The sequence below is a fragment of the Halorientalis regularis genome (genome assembly GCF_023698535.1).
GTDB lineage: Archaea > Halobacteriota > Halobacteria > Halobacteriales > Haloarculaceae > Halorientalis > Halorientalis regularis.
The window spans coordinates 1-17,902 of the sequence record NZ_JALJCL010000001.1; the positions used below are offsets into that span (position 1 = coordinate 1).

At 61.9% G+C, this 17,902-nt stretch carries 14 protein-coding genes and 1 pseudogene; 4 read left to right on the forward strand and 11 right to left on the reverse strand.

The genetic code is table 11. The features are described from left to right. Window positions 1-180 precede the first annotated feature (180 nt). The 9 genes from MU521_RS00005 to MU521_RS00045 all read right to left on the reverse strand — a co-directional run bounded on the left by MU521_RS00005 (window position 181) and on the right by MU521_RS00045 (window position 11,948). On the reverse strand, window positions 181-645 hold the full coding sequence (locus MU521_RS00005) for a MaoC family dehydratase (protein ID WP_092687445.1): 465 nt from the start codon (window positions 643-645) through the stop codon (window positions 181-183). A 15-nt stretch (window positions 646-660) separates the two neighbouring features. Next, complete coding sequence (locus MU521_RS00010; protein ID WP_092687442.1) at window positions 661-2,376, reverse strand: acyl-CoA carboxylase subunit beta; 1,716 nt, start codon at window positions 2,374-2,376, stop codon at window positions 661-663. Window positions 2,377-2,378: 2 nt separating this feature from the next. Next, complete coding sequence (locus MU521_RS00015) at window positions 2,379-4,160, reverse strand: acetyl/propionyl/methylcrotonyl-CoA carboxylase subunit alpha (RefSeq protein WP_092687440.1); 1,782 nt, start codon at window positions 4,158-4,160, stop codon at window positions 2,379-2,381. Then, complete coding sequence (locus MU521_RS00020; protein ID WP_092687437.1) at window positions 4,160-5,326, reverse strand: acyl-CoA dehydrogenase family protein; 1,167 nt, start codon at window positions 5,324-5,326, stop codon at window positions 4,160-4,162. Before MU521_RS00020 ends, MU521_RS00015 begins: the two co-directional genes overlap by 1 nt. A 34-nt stretch (window positions 5,327-5,360) precedes the next feature. Beyond that, window positions 5,361-7,043, reverse strand: coding sequence for an acetate--CoA ligase (locus MU521_RS00025; protein WP_092687434.1), 1,683 nt, complete (start codon window positions 7,041-7,043; stop codon window positions 5,361-5,363). Between the two features lie 210 nt (window positions 7,044-7,253). Beyond that, window positions 7,254-8,624 carry a UbiD family decarboxylase domain-containing protein gene (locus MU521_RS00030; RefSeq protein WP_092687431.1) on the reverse strand — a complete coding sequence of 457 codons (1,371 nt, stop codon included), beginning with the start codon at window positions 8,622-8,624 and terminating at the stop codon, window positions 7,254-7,256. Further along, window positions 8,621-10,126, reverse strand: coding sequence for a UbiD family decarboxylase (locus tag MU521_RS00035; protein ID WP_092687428.1), 1,506 nt, complete (start codon window positions 10,124-10,126; stop codon window positions 8,621-8,623). Before MU521_RS00035 ends, MU521_RS00030 begins: the two co-directional genes overlap by 4 nt. A gap of 3 nt (window positions 10,127-10,129) precedes the next feature. After that, window positions 10,130-10,624, reverse strand: a complete 495-nt coding sequence (locus tag MU521_RS00040) for a ubiD operon protein (protein ID WP_092687425.1) — start codon at window positions 10,622-10,624, stop codon at window positions 10,130-10,132. Window positions 10,625-10,844: 220 nt separating this feature from the next. Then, the gene (locus MU521_RS00045) at window positions 10,845-11,948 is read right to left on the reverse strand and encodes a DUF7537 family lipoprotein (protein WP_139171028.1); all 1,104 of its coding nucleotides are present in this window, start codon (window positions 11,946-11,948) and stop codon (window positions 10,845-10,847) included. Window positions 11,949-12,174: 226 nt separating this feature from the next. Between MU521_RS00045 and MU521_RS00050 the strand changes: the two genes are divergently transcribed. Further along, complete coding sequence (locus tag MU521_RS00050; RefSeq protein WP_092687419.1) at window positions 12,175-13,044, forward strand: DUF2250 domain-containing protein; 870 nt, start codon at window positions 12,175-12,177, stop codon at window positions 13,042-13,044. Window positions 13,045-13,463: 419 nt separating this feature from the next. On the opposite strand, the gene MU521_RS21325 is transcribed toward MU521_RS00050, so the two are convergent. Continuing rightward, window positions 13,464-13,589, reverse strand: coding sequence for a hypothetical protein (locus MU521_RS21325; RefSeq protein ID WP_281186981.1), 126 nt, complete (start codon window positions 13,587-13,589; stop codon window positions 13,464-13,466). A gap of 432 nt (window positions 13,590-14,021) precedes the next feature. Between MU521_RS21325 and MU521_RS00055 the strand changes: the two genes are divergently transcribed. Then, window positions 14,022-15,140, forward strand: a complete 1,119-nt coding sequence (locus MU521_RS00055) for a DUF4367 domain-containing protein (protein ID WP_250864782.1) — start codon at window positions 14,022-14,024, stop codon at window positions 15,138-15,140. 946 nt (window positions 15,141-16,086) lie between these two features. Here MU521_RS00055 and MU521_RS00060 read toward each other — a convergent pair. Continuing rightward, a complete protein-coding gene (locus MU521_RS00060; protein WP_175452719.1) occupies window positions 16,087-16,431 on the reverse strand; it encodes a hypothetical protein in 345 nt (114 codons plus the stop codon). A 7-nt stretch (window positions 16,432-16,438) separates the two neighbouring features. Here MU521_RS00060 and MU521_RS00065 point away from each other — a divergent pair. Then, window positions 16,439-16,513 (forward strand): annotated as a pseudogene (locus tag MU521_RS00065) (IS6 family transposase); the annotation flags it as partial. Window positions 16,514-16,570: 57 nt separating this feature from the next. Continuing rightward, window positions 16,571-17,851 carry a DNA polymerase IV gene (gene dinB / locus MU521_RS00070; RefSeq protein WP_092687410.1) on the forward strand — a complete coding sequence of 427 codons (1,281 nt, stop codon included), beginning with the start codon at window positions 16,571-16,573 and terminating at the stop codon, window positions 17,849-17,851. Window positions 17,852-17,902: the final 51 nt, after the last annotated feature.

The window sequence follows — 17,902 nt, forward strand, 5'->3', positions numbered from 1 at the left end:
CGCCGTCGATGTCGGTCGTGGTTCGCTCGATCAGCGCCTCGTAGTCGTCGATGCCGTAGGTCTGCATGAACTCCCAGACGTTCGTCGATTCGACGAACGCCTGGCTCGGCTCGTGGACGATCTCGTCCATCTCCGCAATCGAGTCTGTCATGATACTAAAATTCTGAATTCGGGAAGCTGTTACTCGGTGTGTTCGCGTTTCAGTGAGAGTGCGGTGCGGTCGAACTCACAGACGAGTTGTTCCTCGTCGCCGTTCACCTTGTACACCTCGACGTGCATTGTGACGATGCCGCGTTCGCCGTCGCTGGTCTCGCGCTTGTCGGTCACGGTCGACTGGACGCGGATCGTGTCGCCGTGGAAGAGGGGATTCGGGTGTTCGACGTTGTCGTACGAGAGGTTCGCGACGATGGTCCCGTCGGTTGTGTCCGGAATCGTCAGCCCGACGGCCAGACTCATCGTGTAGAGGCCGTTGACCAGTCGCTCGCCGAACTCGGTGTCGGCCGCGAACTCGGCGTCGAGGTGCAGCGGCTGCTGGTTCATCGTCATGTCGCAGAACTGCTGGTTGTCGCTCTCGCTAACCGTCCGGCGTTTCCCGTGTTCGATGGTCTCGCCGACCTCGAACTCCTCGTAGTACTTCCCTGTCATTGTCTCTCTCGTGTGTTAGAGAATCGTGCCGTGTTTCTTGTCCGGCAGGTCCTTCTCGACGGTCTCGTAGAACGCGAAGCGGTTCGACAGCTCTTCTCGGAGATCGCTGGGCGGGACGATCTCGTCGATGACGACCTCGCTGGCCATTCGGTGGATGTCGATGTCCTCGCGGTACTCCTCGCGGAGTTCCTGTTCGCGTTTTGCGCGTTCTTCTTCGTCATCGATCTCCGAGAGTTTCCGGGCGTAGACGGCGTTGATCGCCGCTTCCGGCCCCATGATCGCGATCTCACCGCTGGGCAGGCCGAGGGTCGATTCGGGGTCGTAGGCCGGGCCGGACATCGCGTAGATGCCCGCGCCGTAGGCCTTCCTGACGACGACGGACTGTTTGGGAACCGTCGCTGAGGACGTGGCGTAGATCATCTTCTTGCCCTGTTCGAGGATCCCCTCCTTCTCGACGCCGGAGCCGGCCATGAAGCCGGGGGTGTCACAGAGATACAACAGCGGGATGTTGTAGGCGTCGCAGGTCCAGATGAACTGAGCCGCCTTCTCGGCGGCGTCAGGGAAGATCGCACCGGCCCGGTGGTTGGGCTGGTTCGCGACGATCCCTATGGGTCGGCCGTCGATCCGGGCAAACGAGGTGATGATCTCCTTGCCGTATTCGGGTCGCAGTTCGAGCGTCGAGCCGGCGTCGACCACCCGGTCGATCACGTCGAACATATCGTAACCCTTGTTCGGCTCCTGGGGAACGACGGCGTCGATCCCCTCCGGGGAGAGCTTCGGCGCAGCGCCGCTGGTCTGTGGTGGGTCCTCGTCGGCGTTGTCGGGCAGGTAGCCGATGAGTTTGGCGACGAGTTCGCGTGCGTGTTCTTCGTCGTCGGCGACGAGGTCGGCACTCCCTGAATACTGGGCGTGGACATCAGGGCCACCCAAGTCTTCGAGGCTGATCTCCTCGCCGGTGACCATTTCGACCATCCGGGGACTGGCGATCGCCATCGCGCTCATACCTCGGACCATGACGGTGAAGTCCGCGAACACTGGGGTGTAGGCCGCACCGGCAATAGAGGGCCCGTACAGCACGCAGATCTGTGGCACCCGACCCGAGAGCATCGAGTGGTTGTAGTAATACTTCCCGATGCCCTCGCGGTTGGCGAAAAAGCCCGTCTGCTGGTCGATCCGGCCGCCCGAAGAATCCATCAGGTAGAGGACGGGCCGTCCCGTTTTCAGAGCCCGTTGTTGCATCCGCAGGAACTTCTCGACGCCCTTGGAGGCCATCGACCCGCGTTTGACCGTGTAGTCGTTGGCCATGAAGTGCAGGTCCCGGCCCTCGAACTCCGCGGCCCCGGTGATGAGCCCGTCGGCCGGGAGCTGGTCGTCGGAGTCGAACTCCGCGAACGTTCCGTCCTCGAACAGGAAGTCGTCGCCGAACCACAGGTCGACCCGGTCCCGAACGAAGAGTTTGCCCTGCTCGGGCAACTGCTCTTTGTACTTTTCGGGACCGCCTTCGAGGATCTCCTCGATCTCCTCGATCAGGCTCTCCTCGCGCTCGGTCGGGCCGAGGTCGTCCGCGCGCCGTTCGGCCGCCTCGCGCTCGTCGCCGTCGTAGGTCGCGCTGCCGATCTCCTCGCCGCTGTCGACGACGAGGATCACGTCGTCCTCGAAGTGCGTCGCCAGCGCCTCCGCGATCGCCTCTGCCTCCGATTCGGTCGTGTCGTCCGAGATTCTGATGCGCATGATTACTCCTCCAGAACGACGAGGGTGTCGCCCATGTCCACCGAGTCGCCCTCCGCGACTGGGACCGATGCGACGGTCCCGCCGGTCGACGCCACCACGTCGTTTTCCATCTTCATCGCTTCCAGCACGCAGACGACGTCGCCCGCCGCGACCTCGTCGCCGGGGTCGACCGCCACCGACAGGACAGTGCCCTGCATCTCGGCCGTGATCGCGCCCGAGGCGGCCACGTCCGCCGCGGCGCTTCCGGACGAGCCACCGCCGGAACTCCCGCCGCTCGATCCGCCGCCGTCGCCGCCCCGCGGGGTCCGTGGAAGGTCGTCCTCGACGACTACGTCGAAGCGCTTCCCGTCGACCTCCACGGCGATTTCGTCGGTCGACGCCGACGGCGTGTCGCCGCCGACCGCGTCGGCACCCCAGCGCTCGACGGCCGCGTCGAGGGCCTCGTCGTCGAGCTCTTCATCGAGGTACTTCGTGGTGTGATCGCCGCCGACGAACCGCTCGTCGTCGAGCATCAGCAGGTGGAACGGGATCGTCGTGTGGACGCCCTCGACAGTGAAGTGGTCCAGGGCACGCTTCGACCGGTCCAGACAGTGGTCGCGGTCCTCGCCGGTGACGATCAGCTTCGCGATCATCGAGTCGTAGTCGCCGCCGATCTCGTCGCCCTGCGCGACCGCGTGATCGAGGCGGACACCGATACTGCTCGGGGGCTCGTACGTTTCGAGCGGTCCCGGCGTCGGCGCGAAGTCCTCGGCCGGGTTCTCCGCGTTGATCCGGTACTCGACGGCGTGACCCTCGATCTCCACGTCGTCCTGTGCGAAGTCGAGTTCCTCGTCCGCGGCGACACGCAGCTGCCAGCGAACGATGTCGATCCCGGTTACTTCCTCGGTGACGGTGTGTTCGACCTGGATTCGGGTGTTGACCTCCATGAAGTAGAACTCGCCGTCCTCGACGAGGAACTCGACTGTGCCGGCGTTGGTGTAGCCGGCTTCCCGGACGCCCTGGCGAGCGGCCTCGCCAATCTCCTCGCGCAGCTCGGCGTCCAGCGCAGGGCTTGGGGCCTCTTCGATGACCTTCTGTTGGCGGCGCTGGAGCGAGCAGTCGCGTTCGCCTAGATGCCGGACGTTGCCGTGTTCGTCCGCGAGCACCTGCACCTCGATGTGTTTGGGGGCTTCGAGGTACTTTTCTACGTAGACCGAGTCGTTGTCGAAGTAGGCCTCGCCCTCGCGCTTTGCGCTTTCCAGCGCGTCCTCGACTTCAGCCTCGCTTCGGACGATCTTCATTCCGCGGCCGCCACCGCCGCCCTCTGCCTTGATCGCGATGGGATAGCCGTACTCCTCGCCCAACTGGCGTACTTCTTCGGGGTCGTCGACGGGGTCGGTCGTCCCGGGGACGACCGGGACACCAGCCTCCTGCATGACGGTCCGGGCTTTTGTCTTCTCGCCCAGCGTCTCCATCGCGTCGCTTGGCGGGCCGACCCAGGTGATGCCGTCGGCGGCCTCGACCCGGGCGGCGAACGCGGCGTTCTCCGCGAGGAAGCCGTAGCCGGGGTGGATCGCGTCGGCGTCCGCTCGCTGTGCCACGTCGACGATCTCCGCCTGGTCGAGGTAGGACTCGCTGGCCGGCGGGGGGCCGACGTTGTAGGCCTCGTCGGCGTACTCAACGTGGCCGCCGTTGCGGTCGGCGTCGCTGTAGACGGCGACCGTCTCGATGCCCAGTTCTTCACATGCCGCCATCACGCGGACCGCGATTTCCCCGCGGTTGGCGACGAGAACTTTCCCGAACATCAGTAGGACTTGGGGAAGCCGAGTTCCTGGCTGATGTGGTTGTACGCCATCTGCTGGGAGACCGGTGCTAGACGGGTGAGGTTGATCTCGCGCCACCACCGCTCCACGTCGTACTCCTTGGCGTAGCCCCAGCCACCAAAGGCCTGCATCGACTGCTTGACGGCCTCGATACCGGCTTCGACGGCCGTTGCCTTCGCGACGTTTGTCTCGTAGCCACAGGGCTCGCCGTTATCGTAAAGCCACTCTGCCTTCTGGCGCATCAGCGTAGCCGTCTCCATGCGTGCGTAGGCCTTGGTGATGGGGAACGAGACCGCCTGGTGTTCGCCGACGGGGCGCCCGAACACCTCGCGGTCGTTAGCGTACTCGATGGCCTGGTCGGCGGCGAGTTTGCCGATGCCGGTCCCGGCGGCCGCAAAGCCGATGCGTTCGGGGTTGAGCATCGATACGAGCGCGGGCCAGCCCTCGTCTTCCGTGCCGAGCAGGTCGTCTTCGTGGACGCGCACGTCCTCGAAGAAGACCTCACAGGATTTGGAGTAGTTGATACCGTGTTTGGGAATTGGCGACACGTCGATCCCGGGGGCGTCCATGTCGACGATGAACAGGCTGATACCGTCGGTGCCTTTTTCAACTTCCTCGCGGGGTGTCGTGCGGGTGACGAGGATCATGTTGTCGGCCCGATCGGAGAAGGTGATCCAGGCTTTCTGGCCGTTGAGGACATACTCGTCGCCGTCTTTCTCGGCCCGGGTCGCGACGTTCAGCGTGTTCGTCCCGGCTTCGGGTTCGGTGATGCCGATGGAGAAGTTGCGCTTTCCATCGGCGATGTCGGGCAGATAGGTTTGCTTTTGATCCTCGGTGCCGTTCTGTTGGATACCGACGGCGGCCATGCCCGCGGTGAGTACCAGGTACCAGGTGCCGGCCATGCCACAGCCCTCGGCACAGAGCGTCTCCATGGCCAGGCCCATCTCCTGCATGCCCATGTCGGCACCCCCGTACTCCTCGGGGACCAGCAGGCCGTGGAAGCCCGCCTCGGCCAGTTCGTCCCAGAACGCCTCGGAAAATTCGCCTTGCTCTTCTTTTTTTCGCCAGTGCTCCGGTCCGTACTCGGCCGCCACGTCTGCCGCGGTCGACCGAATCATCGAACGTTCTGCCGTGGATTCGAAGTTCATTGATATATAATATTGCGGCTCTGCTCAGCAAGCGTCAGGGCTCAACGTCGGCTTCTTCCTCGGCTTCGTCCTGGAGTTCGGTCCGGCGGATCTTGCCCGTCACCGTCTTGGGCAGTTCATCACGGAACTCGATCTCGCGTGGGTACTCGTGGGCCGAGAGTTCCTCTTTTACGTGGTTCTGGATGTCCTCCGCGAGACCATCGGACGGCTCCGACCCCTCGCTCGGAACGACATAGGCCTTGACGATGTTGCCCCGTTCTTCGTGGGGTTTAGGGACGACCGCTGCCTCGGCAACGGCCTCGTGTTCGCCCAGCGAACTCTCGACTTCAAAGGGACCAATCCGGTAGCCCGACGAGAGGATCACGTCGTCGGCCCGCCCCTCGAACCAGAAGTAGCCGTCTTCGTCTTTGTGTGCCAGGTCGCCCGAGAGATACCACTCGCCGTCGGGGCCGTCGACGAAGGCCTTCCGGGTCTTCTCGGGTTTCTCCCAGAACTCGGCGAAGAAACACGGGTAGTCCCCACGCTGGGCGATCTCGCCGGTTTCGCCAGGTTCCATGACCTCACCCGTCTCGGGGTCGACGATGTCGGCTTCGATGCCGGGCAGTGGTTTGCCCATCGACCCCGGCCGGAGATCCATCGTCGGATAGTTGTTGATAATCATATTCCCGGTCTCGGTCTGGCCGTACGTATCGAGGATGGTGACGCCGAGTTCCTCCTCGCCCCACTCGACGACGCCGGCGCTGAGTGGTTCACCGATCGAGAGGGCATGTCGCAGGTCAAGATTGGCGTCGTCGAGTACCTCTTCGTTCTCCCGAAGCATCCGGTAGGCCGTCGGGACCGAGAACAGGACGTTGATCGGGTACTCGTCGAGTAAGTCGGCCCACTCCTCGGGGTCGAACTCGCCCTCGTAGGTGAACAGTGAGGTGCCCCAGAACCACGCGCCGAGCGTGTTGATCGCACCCGTCAGCCAGCCAAGGTCGCCGGTCGACCAGTAGAGGTCCCCGTCTTGGAGGTCGACGGCGTACTTCTGGGTCGCCGCGACGCCGGCGATCCAGCGCTGTTTGTGGAGGACGCCCTTGGCGAGGCCGGTCGTTCCAGACGTGTAGTACAGCAGAGCATCGTCTTCACCGCCGGTTTCGGCAACCTCGTACTCAGTACTCGCCTCGTCCAGCGCGGTGTTGAAGACCACGTCGTCGGCCGGTGCACCACCGCCGCGGTCGACGGTGATCACGTGTTCGACTGCTGGCGCGTCGTCCAGTGCGTCTTCGACCGTATCACGGTTGTCCGTCGTCGTGACGAGGACCTTGGCGTCGCAGTCGTCCAGGCGGTAGGAGATTCCATCGGGGCCAAATCGTTCGTTGACGCTTCCCCAGACGGCGCCGTGTTTGAGCGTCCCGACCAGCGCCACGTAGTGTTCGGGGATTCGGGGCATGTACGAGAACACCCGGTCGCCCTGCTCGACGCCGAGATCGTCGAGGACGTGGGCGAACTGGCTCGACCGATCGGCGAGTTCCCAGAAGGTCATCGTCGTCAGTTCCCCGTCGGTTCCGACTTGATAGAGCGCGACCTGTCCACGGTCGGTCGCGTGGCGGTCGGCGACCTCGTGCCCGATGTTCAGTTCGTTCGGCGCATCCCAGTCGGCTTCCGCGTAGATGTCGTCCCACGAGAACTCTTCCCGAACCGTTTCGTAGTCCGTGAGGTTGTGGCTAGTCACCATACACCGCTCGGAATAGTGTCCCCTTATATAAATGCACCGTAAAATTTTATTGTTATAGTTATTGGAAGAAATATGAGCCAATATTCTTTGAGGGAAATAATAGACCGACGTATTGCGTAAACAGAAGCGTTTTCGATATATTCGTATATTTTTATTTTCAAAGTAATTCTAACGAGGGATTGCAACCTTGATGAAGTCAGGTAGCAAAACTCAGCTGGTAGTTTCTTCGTTCCACAGCGCCAATGCCGTATCGCGGACGACGCTCGGGAACGAGTTCTCGAACGTGACACGTGGTGCGATGTACGTATCCTCCCAGCGCGGATCCCAAGCTGCATTGACGTACACGCGAGACCCCGTCTCGCCGTCCCGTCTGTACCGGGGGCGTGTCGCCGCAGGCGCGTCCGGATCGCTAAAAATCCAGTCGCGAGCGGGGTGGGCCTTCAGCCAGATGTCGGCCAGAACACGGCCGAAGTCCTGTGGTGGGACGTCCTCGTCGACGATGACGACGGTATCGAACAGCGACGAGAACGAGAAGAGAATGTTGGCAAGTTGCCACTCAAACCCAGCATAGAGGACATCGCTGGCCACAAAACAGACACCAAGTTCGGCTTCCGCCGGCACGAGAATCCACTCCACGGGCGAGATGCCCCAGTAGTTGTTGACTCGGTGGTAAAGTGCCGCAGCCGTCGTCAACCCCGTGAGCTGGAGATCGTCAGCGAGCGGCCGGCCGACTGGGGTGACGGGAACGACCGGATCGTCGGTGGTGAGGACACGCTCGACTGACAGCGAGAGCGACTCACTTTTGGTAACGTACTCCCAGGCTTCTCGACGGTCGGACCGGAAGTCCGGCTGTCGGTCGGTAATCTTCGTCTCGACGACGATCTCCGTCGTACTCGGGACGAGTCCGCCGTTCGTCGGCACGAGCGGGACGGCGCTGGCCACCCCACAGGATTGAATCGGCGTGTCGACGCGCTCGGTGACGGCAAGCAGGTACGCAGCCGTGATAGCTGCCGGCGGGACGCCGAGGGTGATCGTGATCGTTGCGTCGTCGCTTAGGAGCGACTGTAAGGAATCGGGCACGCGGACCCTGAGTTTTTCACCACTCACAACCGAGCCATGGATCGGCGCCCAATGTGTCCCGTCAGCCGTTGCAACCGACGCAACACCGAGTGTCAGCGCGGGCCACGTGTCGGCCTCCCCCTGTGGCAATTGTACTTCCTGTACGTCTGCATCTGTCCCCGACGCCGACTGCCCCGTATAGGTCGGGTCCGGGTCCACGGCGCCCGGTCCGAGATCGCTGATCCGCTCCAGGAGGTCGACGAGTGTCGCGTCGGGATCCAACCCGAGTCCGAGCGAGAGTCGCGACCACGGTTGAGCGTCGCGTTGCTGCATCAGATCCGCGCCACTGAACACTCCGCTGACCAGATCGACCCCGTTGGAGCGCTCGAACTGGAGGGCCGGGCCGCTCGCACGAAGCGCCTCACCAGCGAGGACATCGACCGGAACGTCGAATGGCCCGTCGAGGTGCACGAGATCGTCGTCGCCGGCCAGTCCCTGGACGTACTGCGCAAACGGAATCATCGTGACTCGCCCTCCCGCTCGTCGAGGCGGTCGAAGCGTCCAGCGTCTAGTCCGGCCTCGACCAGGCGTTCCTGGGCTTGTTTCCGGGTTTCGGCGGCCGAAGTCGATTCCTTCGGGTCACCATCGGTTGTCGCATCGATGTAAGCTTTGGCAGTCTTGGCCTTCGAGGTTCCCACATCTGCGCTCCCTTTCTCGTCGGGCGTCTGGTAGATGTTGAGCGGGACTTTTGGCATCCGTTCGACACCGAATTGGTGGAAATCGGCATCCGGATCGGCGTCGAGTGCGATCGTCGAAAGCACCGCTCGTGGGTTGTGCGGATCAACATCGGCATCGACGAACACAAAGAAGTCGATATGGAGCATTCCCCACGTCGTGAAGATAAAGTTCGCGAGCTCGTGGAGGTATCCCGGGTAGGGACAGTCCGTCGAAATAACCCAGACGGTTCGTGACGTAAACTGCCACGGAACCGCCATTTCGACATCGAAACCGGCGGCCCTGAGCCCGACCGTCGCGTCGGGCCCGGCCGCCGCGACTCGGAGTGTGCTCGAAGAGTTTTGCCCATATCCGACGCCGGTTCCCTCGACGCAGAAGGGGAGACGTGGTTCTCGTCGGTGCGTAATCGCGTCAACCTCGAACACCGGCATGGACCGACGTGGCCCGTTCATGTACCCGAAGTAGTCCCCGAACGGGCCCTCGTCAAGACGATCCGCAGGGCGAACGTGCCCTTCGAGCACCAACTCGGCCGTCGCCGGGACGTACAGGTCACTCGTCTCGCACTCGACGAGAGTTACGGGCCCGTTCTTGAGTCCACCCGCGAAGGCAGCTTCACTCCGACCGGACGGAATCCACATATCCGCAGTGCACTCGACAGTGGGTTCCGCGCCGATGACGACTGCGATCGGCATCGGTTCGTCCCGTGGTTCGTAGTCATAGTAGTACCGGTTAGGGACCTGCTCGCCGGCCAGTAACAGCAGACTGGCCTGCGAATCGTCGTGGAGCATCATCCGATGGCTCGACCAGCGCCCCCACTCCGTGTCGGGATCCGGTGCGACGATCGTGTGGAGGTTCGAGTATCGCCCCCCGTCACCCTCGTGAATGTACGGCCACGGAAACGAGAGGAGGTCGACGTCACCGCCCGTCCGGATCGTCGTTTTGCAGGGGGCGTCCTGTCGGTCGACGAGTCGCGGCTCCGTCGGTGTGTGGAGTCGGTCGATGACACGGTCGTAGTACGTGCGCCCCGAGAGTCCCGCCGAAAACCCCAGCGCACGAGCAAAGTGGTCCCACGGACGGGAACGGGGGCCGCGGTACGGATCACCGACCAGCTTCGTCTCCGTTTCCAGCCCTGCGATCGACTGGAAAAAGGGAATCGGCCCATCACGGACATTAGCGAGCATCGTCACTGCACTGGCTTCGAGGTCCCATGATACCGACTCCTCGAACGTCCGAATCCAGCCATCCGCAGCGAGCAGGTCGAGATAGTCGCGAAACGAGTTGGCAGCCATTGGTCACTCTCGTTGCTCGAGAGCACGCCCGAGCGGATCGTCGTCCAACTCTTCACGGACCTCGGCGTAGGTGTCGATGAGGGCCGGATGTTCTGCAGCGAGGTAACTAAAGGCGATTTCGCGGAGCGCGTTGGCAGTTGATTCGTACTCGCCGGTTTCGACGAGATATCGGAGTAGTACGCTCAGGTCGTCGGACCGAGTGTTGAGGATATTCGAGCGGGTCTCTTGTTCGGTCGCTAACTGGGTCAACAACTCTCGGTCGAAGCCCGACGTATCGGTTTCATCGAGGAGCTCGATATATCTGGTTTCGCTGACGTTCTCGTGTGGGCCAGCGACGACTGTCACCGGCTCCGGATCGGTGAGTTCGTCCGGGTCCTGTGCGATCCGTACGCGTGCCTCGAAGATCCGTTTTGTCTTGGCATCTGTGATCTGCAGCGTGGTTTCAGCCTGTGACTCCTCGGGTAGATGGTCTGCTGATGTGATGTAGTGGCTTGACATTACAGGGCCCCGATTGTTTCGTGAATGTTCTTGGGACTCTCCAGCGCCACTGTGATATATGTACCGTCAACGCACTCCGAAGCGACTGGCTCGGCGGTCACTTCCCGCTGTGTCGATGGGGCCGGTGTCCTGGCTCAACTGGATGCCGCAAAAATACCGTGCTCTGGGAAAGAAATGACGACTTCGTTTTCGTTTCAATCGAAGGCGATGGACTGGCTGATTAGTCGGTACTCGGTGAGCGGGTGGGCTCGTGGGAACTGCCAGTACTTCCAGCAGAAACACTCTCAGATCCCCAGCCCATGCTGCTACTGTGCAGGACAACACCTCCGTCGGTGGTAATCTGGACTGAGGCCGGACTCGTGACAGGCGAGATCGTATCCTGCTGGGGCCGCTCGGTACTTATCCGGAGGTCCTGGGTGGAGCCATCGAAGTAGAGATAGCGAGTGGCGCCTGCTGTGAGCGAACTGTTCAAACTCACCGTCCCAGTCGTTCCGTTGGAGTCCACTCGCACTGTTGCCGTACGTGGGACGACATCGCCTTCGGTGTGCGTGAGGGAGAGATACGAGTCGTTTTCCACGTCGACGGCAAACTGGGCCTGCACGGTCGCACCCGAGGGCACGTTGGCTACCCAGTCCGGTTTGGAAACGCTCTCGACGCCGGCTTGGCGCAATCTGTACTCATAGGACACCTGCTCACCGCCTCGAGTGAGTGTGACCGACAAGCTGTGAATCTGCCCGGTCTCGGTGACTACAAGACGGCCGTCGAACCGCTCAGCCGCAGGCATCGATGTGTCCGCATCCGATGCGCTATCAGCGGTCAAAACGATCAGCCCGTCACCGGCCGTCTGATTGGCTACCGTAAATTCGCCAACTGAGAGGAAGCCTTCGATCGCGGACAGACTAGTGAGTCGCTCCTCGGATCCATCGAGAACCCGATAGTTCGACTGCCCACCTGCGGACGTGCGGACGAATTGTGTGGTTTCGTTGCTCCACTGGTCGATAGCCGTGGATTGAGTGTCACCTACCGTCCCAGAGGCCGAGAGACGATGCGTTGCGAAGCCAGCCCCGATGACGAGACGTGCGTCGATATCCATCTCCGCCGAGGACTCGTTGATCTGGAGGATAGCCCCATCAGCTGTCACAGCGTTCCGGTTCGCTTCGACGAGCGCTGACGCGTTTGACAGCGTCCCATTCGTGACGCCAGGCACCTGTTCGGTCGAGACGTTCGTCGGTTCGGAGGGCTCTGTTTCACCGCTCAAAACGCCCATGCAGCCCGCCAGTAGGAGAACTGGAACGAGTACGAGAAGGACAATTTGTCGTTTCACAGTTGAACATTATCCCGGGTAATCAAAGTGGTTGAGTAAGAACAAAGATCTCTTTGTGTGTAACCTGTTCTCACGGCTCTGAGACTGAACTTCCCGTGTCGTATTCGAATTGATAGACGATGCTGTTGAACGGAGTTTGTCACGGCGAGGAAGCGCTCTCGTTCCTTGGTGATACACTGACCGACACGGTGGCTTCAAGCGAGCGACGGGTGTACTGGGAGCTAGGATGGTCTCCGAGGCCGAGATCGAGCGCCTTCGGTTGGAAGCCGACACGATCATGACCCGCTATCAGACGGTCGAAGAAGCACTCCAGGACGCGCGAAATGAACCTGGCGACCATTGGGACGAGGAAGAACTCACGGTCACACTGGAGACCCCACAGGGTGAGTCCATCGAGGTCGTGCTGGATCTCGATCAAGACCCAGCGGCCAACGCTCAACAACGCTACGAACGGGTGAAGGAGTTAGAAGCCGAGCTCGAACAGCAACAGGCCGTCGTCGGCCAGCTGGCCCCACTACCAGCCGATCCGGTGGCGTATCGCATTCTGTATCATCTCGATACGGTGGAGGGGAACTATCCGCGGTCGATGGCCGGGCACCTCGATGCCGAACGGAAACAGGTCGAGGCACTGTGTGAGGAGATGGAAACAGCCGGCCTCCTGGAGCGCGTCGAGTCGGGGACAGTCAAGCAACGCCGTGTCAAGGCGAAGAAGGCCGACGAGGTCCGCCAGCACCACACCTACTACCGCCTCTCGCGTGAGGGCGATCATCTCCTGCGCTTTCTGGCAGACCGGGACGGGAAGAAGAACGTCCTCCGGCACTTGCCGGACGGACAGAAGATTGCAAAGCGACTGGCCCGCGGCGGCCCCGACTATCCGCGGATGACCGCCGAGGAACTGGACATGGACTTCGAGTACGTCCGCCACCTGTACCGTGCGCTTCGGCGCGTGGGACTGGTGACTACCTACGAGGGGAGTACGATCAAGGCTAGCGAGCGCAAGCTGAAACCCAAAGACGAGACCCACCGCAAGCACACCTACTACGTGACGACATCCGTGGCTGACGAATTGCTGCGGGAGTTAGACAAAGAGGATTGAATTAGTCGTGGTTAGATAGTATTTAAATATGTAATTTATGAATTTGTAGCATGAATATAAACCCACGGCTGATTTTCGTGAGAAGATCATTCGACGTCAGAACGAGCACTCAAAACCCGAACTGATAGACGCTATGGCGGAGCGGGTCGGTGAACGGACAACAAGCGTCAACCCACTCACTACGGCGATGTTTTCCGAAGTTAGACCTGGGACACAACCTGTTGAGTATGCGCGTAGGAGTGATGATTATTCTAATCAAGAACTAACAACCTCTCTTGGAATGTGCTCCGCGTTGGTTACTATTCATCTTGTTTCACTGTTGTCGGCACTATTCCGTGAGATACTATCGGGAGAATTCGGGGTCTTCGGCGCCTGGCGCGTGTCCGGCACCTGTTTGGGCTGTCCGCTGTTCGTTAGTCTCAGTCACCACTCGGAGCGATGTCGTGGCTGGTGTCGTCCTCCGAGCGTCGCCAGCGCTGAAGAGCGAGGAGAACGGTGACGGTGATCGTGACAATACCTGCGAACTGTGTTCGAGTCGGACGCATACCTGTCCCTTGTGGGGACTGGATATTAAACGACGATCCGGTGTTTCAGAGCTAGAGACTCCGTCGGATGCCGTCGCGGATTCTTCGACGGCAGCGAGTACTCGGTCGGATGGACAGACGCGCCACGGGATCATGGTTCCCAGCCGACATTGATCCACTGGAGCAAAGACGACCTCGGACTCGCTCCCTCGATGGGTGAACAGAGTCTGAACTAGACGATCGGCTACGGATGTCTCTGACGCACACTCCAGATTCACCACGAGCGCGGGGCCGTAACTGAAGCCCTCCTCGACCATCTCTCGTGAAGGCCATCTTGGGGACGGACCGCTCCCCGTCGAGCAGTGTGTCCATTGTTTATATTTTGGGGTGTGATTCCGGGTCGGAAACCCTGTTTCCCGTCTTAATGTGATGGGAACGGAAGATGGGAGTGTAATGTCCGCTGACGACTTTCCGCCCTCCAGATTGGTCGCGATGCTCGGAGCCCTCCTCCTGGTCTCCAGTGCCGTGACCGGTGCTGTCGCAATGGCAGCCCCGATAGGCAGTACACCGACCGCCGACGGACCATCTGACGTCTCCGATACGTCCGGCGAGGAGATCGTCGACACGTTCAAACAGCGAGTCGACTCGATAGACACGCTGGTGCTGACCAAGACGACGAAAATGACCATGGACGGGAACCAAACCTCGACGACCGAGACGAAACTCTGGGCCGACTTCGAGACTGATCGAATCCGACGCGAAGTCGTCGGTTCCGGTTCTGGCTCGGAGACGATCACCGTCCGGAACGAAACCGGGACGATCACCTATCGACCCGATGAGAACCAGTACAATACGTACGATGTGAGCTCGAACGTCTCGACGATGGCCACACGCATGGTCGGGTCCGCCGAGTTCGAGTACGAGGCCAGTGAGACAGTCGACGGCAACGAGGTCTATCGACTCCGTGCCATTCCGAACACCACGTCGGACCGGAATGCTGACGTAACGGGGACAGTCTGGGTCGACACCGAGACGTACTTCCCGACGAAAGTGACCGTCGACACCGACACCGAGCGGATGAACTACACCATGACGATGCAGTTCTCGAACGTCAGCCTGAACGATGACCTGTCGGACTCGCGATTCACTATCGACATCCCGGCCAACGCCAGTGAGCCCGAGCCGCATCATCACGAACGACACACCTTCGATTCACTCTCGGACGTCCGTTCGGAAGCCGAAATGTCGGTGCCCTCACCCGAGGTTCCCGACGAATACGAGTTCGAGTCAGCCTATCTCTCCGAGGGCGACGACTACTCGGTAGTGCGCCTTCGTTACACGAACGGGTCAGACGGCGACGTGAGCCTCTCGAAGCGATCTGATACTGGCTACAACTACAGCGACAACGACGTGTTCGAGGCCGTCGACATCGGCAACCGGACTGGCTGGTACAACGAGTTCGACGGCAACTCGATCCTCATCTGGGAGTCTGCTAACCACACCTACACCCTCTATGGCGACCTCTCGAAATCGGAGACGATCGAGATAGCCGAGCCCATCGAGGGTGAATAAAGCGCGTGTTTCAGACCCTGCAATAGTGCGACCCGGTTGATATCCCCACACCCCCTATCCTGACATACCCGCCCCGGGTCAGAGGCGGGACACCCAGTATCTGACCACGGTTCAGAGCCGTCTCCGTTAGTCACCCGCTACTTCCAAACCCCCACCCCTCTTTTTGGCTCTTCCGTCGGACCGCGCCAGTTTCGGTTCGGGAGACCTCGTCGGTCTTCGACTGTTTTGAAGTCGGGTATGCCGAATCCCGTTTGCCCCCCGACGGTGACAGCCGCCGGTCTCTGTGGATACCAGTTCCGGCACTGCGTCAGGCCCCGAAACACGTCGGCGGGAGTCTTTAGGACACTGGAAGTAGTGCACGATGCTGACAGCTGCTGACGGTTGGTCTCTGGTACACGCTCCGACCGCCGATCAACAGTGCGCTGTCAGCTGGTCCCCCATGAAACGTACTGATACCGACGCTCGTGACATCGCCGATCGGATCCGGGCACAACGGACCCGGCAGCACAACGGTTGCGACGACCCAGAAGGATAGGCCACCCGACCCTCCTCACCCACAGGACCCTCGACGATTTTTCCGACTCCTTACCACTACGTCGAGGACACTGGTCCAGTCGCTGATAGACAGAATTGGAATCGGACTAGTCTCACGCCCCGTGGCACGATGTAGTGGCAGAAGACGCCCTCAAGAGACACTCACGAGGGCGTTCACGAGTCCGACGAGTGACATTTGGTGTTGTCGACTTCCGACGAAACACTCGACGGCAGCCTCGTGGTCGGTATCGGGCTCGATCGAGACACGATAGACGGCACGCGTGATACGCAAATCGACACGAGCGGACGACTCCGCTTGTTTCGGCTACTCTCCGACGAATTGTCTGCTCGGTAGCTGTGCCCCGAGCGGGAATTTACTCGGGCTCGGTGGCCCGATAGCGAGGGCTGTGCGTCACTCGGGGCCCTGCCAGCGCGTGACCTCACCTGTCGCACCGTCGTCGCTCGCGAAGATCCGGACCGCCTCGCTGGCGGGGTCGGCGGCGACTTCGAGCGTGGTCCCGGCCCCGATCGTTTCGTCGTCAGCGAAGTTGCCAACCCGATCGGTGAACAGTCCCGGCGCTTCCTGTGGCTGTGCAAGGAGCGTATCCGCGTCGGTGTCCGACGTCACTTCGGTGGTGAGGGTTCCGAGGTCGCCCCCCTCGGGTGGTTCGTAGGTGAACGACGGCACCTCGGGTGGGACAGCCTGTCTCGCTTCCCCGGCCGTGAGTTCGTCGGTCGGAACCCGAACCGTGGCCACGGGGTATTTCAGCAACGCCGAGCGAGACACAGCCGACGACTGGCTCCAATCGTTCGCCTTCGCATGGAATCAGCTAATCTGACCACTACCCGTTCCGCCGGGCGAGAGACTTAGGTGGGGGCGGTCCGAACCCCAGCGCATGGACGGGCGGCTGCCGGGCGTCGACGACGGCTCGCCGGAGCAGGTGATCTGTCACGTCGACATGGACTGCTTCTACGCCGCCTGCGAACGCCTCCGTGAGCCTGCCCTCGAGGACGAACCCCTCGTGGTCGGGATGGGCTACGAGTCCGGCGAGGCACACGGCGCAGTCGCCACCGCCAGCTACGAGGCCCGCGAGTTCGGCGTCGAGAGCGCCATGGCCATCTCGCAGGCGCTGGAACTGCTCCCCCGGAAGGTCGACGCCGTCGACGACCCGGAGATCGACCCCGAGGCGGCTGGCTTCTACCGGACGGTCGACCTGGACTACTACGAGTCGGTCGCCAGCGAAGTCAAGACGATCCTGCACGACACCGCCGACACGGTGCGAGAGGTGAGCATCGACGAGGCCTACCTCGACGTGACCGAGACCGTGGAGTGGGCGGCGGCCGCCGAGTTCGGCCAGGACCTCAAGGACCGGATCGAGGAGGAGGTGGGTGTCGTCGCCAGCGTGGGGGTCGCACCGACGATGAGCGCGGCCAAGATCGCCAGCGACCACGACAAACCCGACGGGCTGGTGATCGTCGAACCCGGCGAAGTCCGGGCGTTCCTCGCACCGCTGGACGTTGCGGAGGTCCACAACGTCGGTCCCGTCACCGCCCGCGAACTCCGGTCGATGGGGGTGGAGACGGCCGGCGACCTCGCCGACGCCGATCCGGAGCGCCTCGAAGCCCGCTTCGGCGAACGCGGCCGCGAGATCTGGTCGTACGCCCGCGGCGAGGACGACAGACCCGTCGAACCCGTCGGGAAGCCAAAGAGCCTCTCCCGAGAGTCGGCGTTCACCGAAGCGACCGACGACGGCGAGCGCAAGCACGAACGGGTCCAGGCGCTGGCCGGCGACGTGGCCGAACGCGCGCGGAGCAAGGACGCGCTCTATCAGACCATCGGAATCAAGGTCGTCACGCCACCGTTCGACGTGCACACCCGCGCGGAGTCGCTCCCGGGGCCCGTCGAGGACGCCGACCTCGTAGAAGAGGTCGCGCTCGACCTCCTGACGGAATTCCACGACGACGAGGTGCGGAAGGTCGGCGTGCGCGTCTCCAATCTGGACTTTTCGGACGCCCAGCAGGCCAGCCTGGACGGCTTCGAGGACGCATCGGCGGGTGACGCAGGGACCGGTCGGCGGGAGAACCACTCGCTGGGCGCGTTTACCGAGCGGGACGACACACGGAAGGGCGACGACCAGGACCCGGAGGGGCAGACCTCGCTGGGCGAGTTCGAGTGACGGCTCTCGGGAACGGCGGACCAGACGGTTACGGCGAGACCGCACATTGTA

Excerpts from the sequence above, each read along its gene's own strand:
- MU521_RS00030 (WP_092687431.1), bottom strand. The coding sequence starts at position 8,624 with ATGATTCCGTTTGCGCAGTACGTCCAGGGACTGGCCGGCGACGACGAT.
- MU521_RS00040 (WP_092687425.1), bottom strand. The coding sequence starts at position 10,624 with ATGTCAAGCCACTACATCACATCAGCAGACCATCTACCCGAGGAGTCA.
- MU521_RS00050 (WP_092687419.1), top strand. The coding sequence starts at position 12,175 with ATGGTCTCCGAGGCCGAGATCGAGCGCCTTCGGTTGGAAGCCGACACG.
- MU521_RS00005 (WP_092687445.1), bottom strand. The coding sequence starts at position 645 with ATGACAGGGAAGTACTACGAGGAGTTCGAGGTCGGCGAGACCATCGAA.
- MU521_RS00010 (WP_092687442.1), bottom strand. The coding sequence starts at position 2,376 with ATGCGCATCAGAATCTCGGACGACACGACCGAATCGGAGGCAGAGGCG.
- MU521_RS21325 (WP_281186981.1), bottom strand. The coding sequence starts at position 13,589 with ATGCGTCCGACTCGAACACAGTTCGCAGGTATTGTCACGATCACCGTC.
- MU521_RS00020 (WP_092687437.1), bottom strand. The coding sequence starts at position 5,326 with ATGAACTTCGAATCCACGGCAGAACGTTCGATGATTCGGTCGACCGCG.
- MU521_RS00035 (WP_092687428.1), bottom strand. The coding sequence starts at position 10,126 with ATGGCTGCCAACTCGTTTCGCGACTATCTCGACCTGCTCGCTGCGGAT.
- dinB (WP_092687410.1), top strand. The coding sequence starts at position 16,571 with ATGGACGGGCGGCTGCCGGGCGTCGACGACGGCTCGCCGGAGCAGGTG.
- MU521_RS00015 (WP_092687440.1), bottom strand. The coding sequence starts at position 4,160 with ATGTTCGGGAAAGTTCTCGTCGCCAACCGCGGGGAAATCGCGGTCCGC.
- MU521_RS00055 (WP_250864782.1), top strand. The coding sequence starts at position 14,022 with ATGTCCGCTGACGACTTTCCGCCCTCCAGATTGGTCGCGATGCTCGGA.
- MU521_RS00025 (WP_092687434.1), bottom strand. The coding sequence starts at position 7,043 with ATGGTGACTAGCCACAACCTCACGGACTACGAAACGGTTCGGGAAGAG.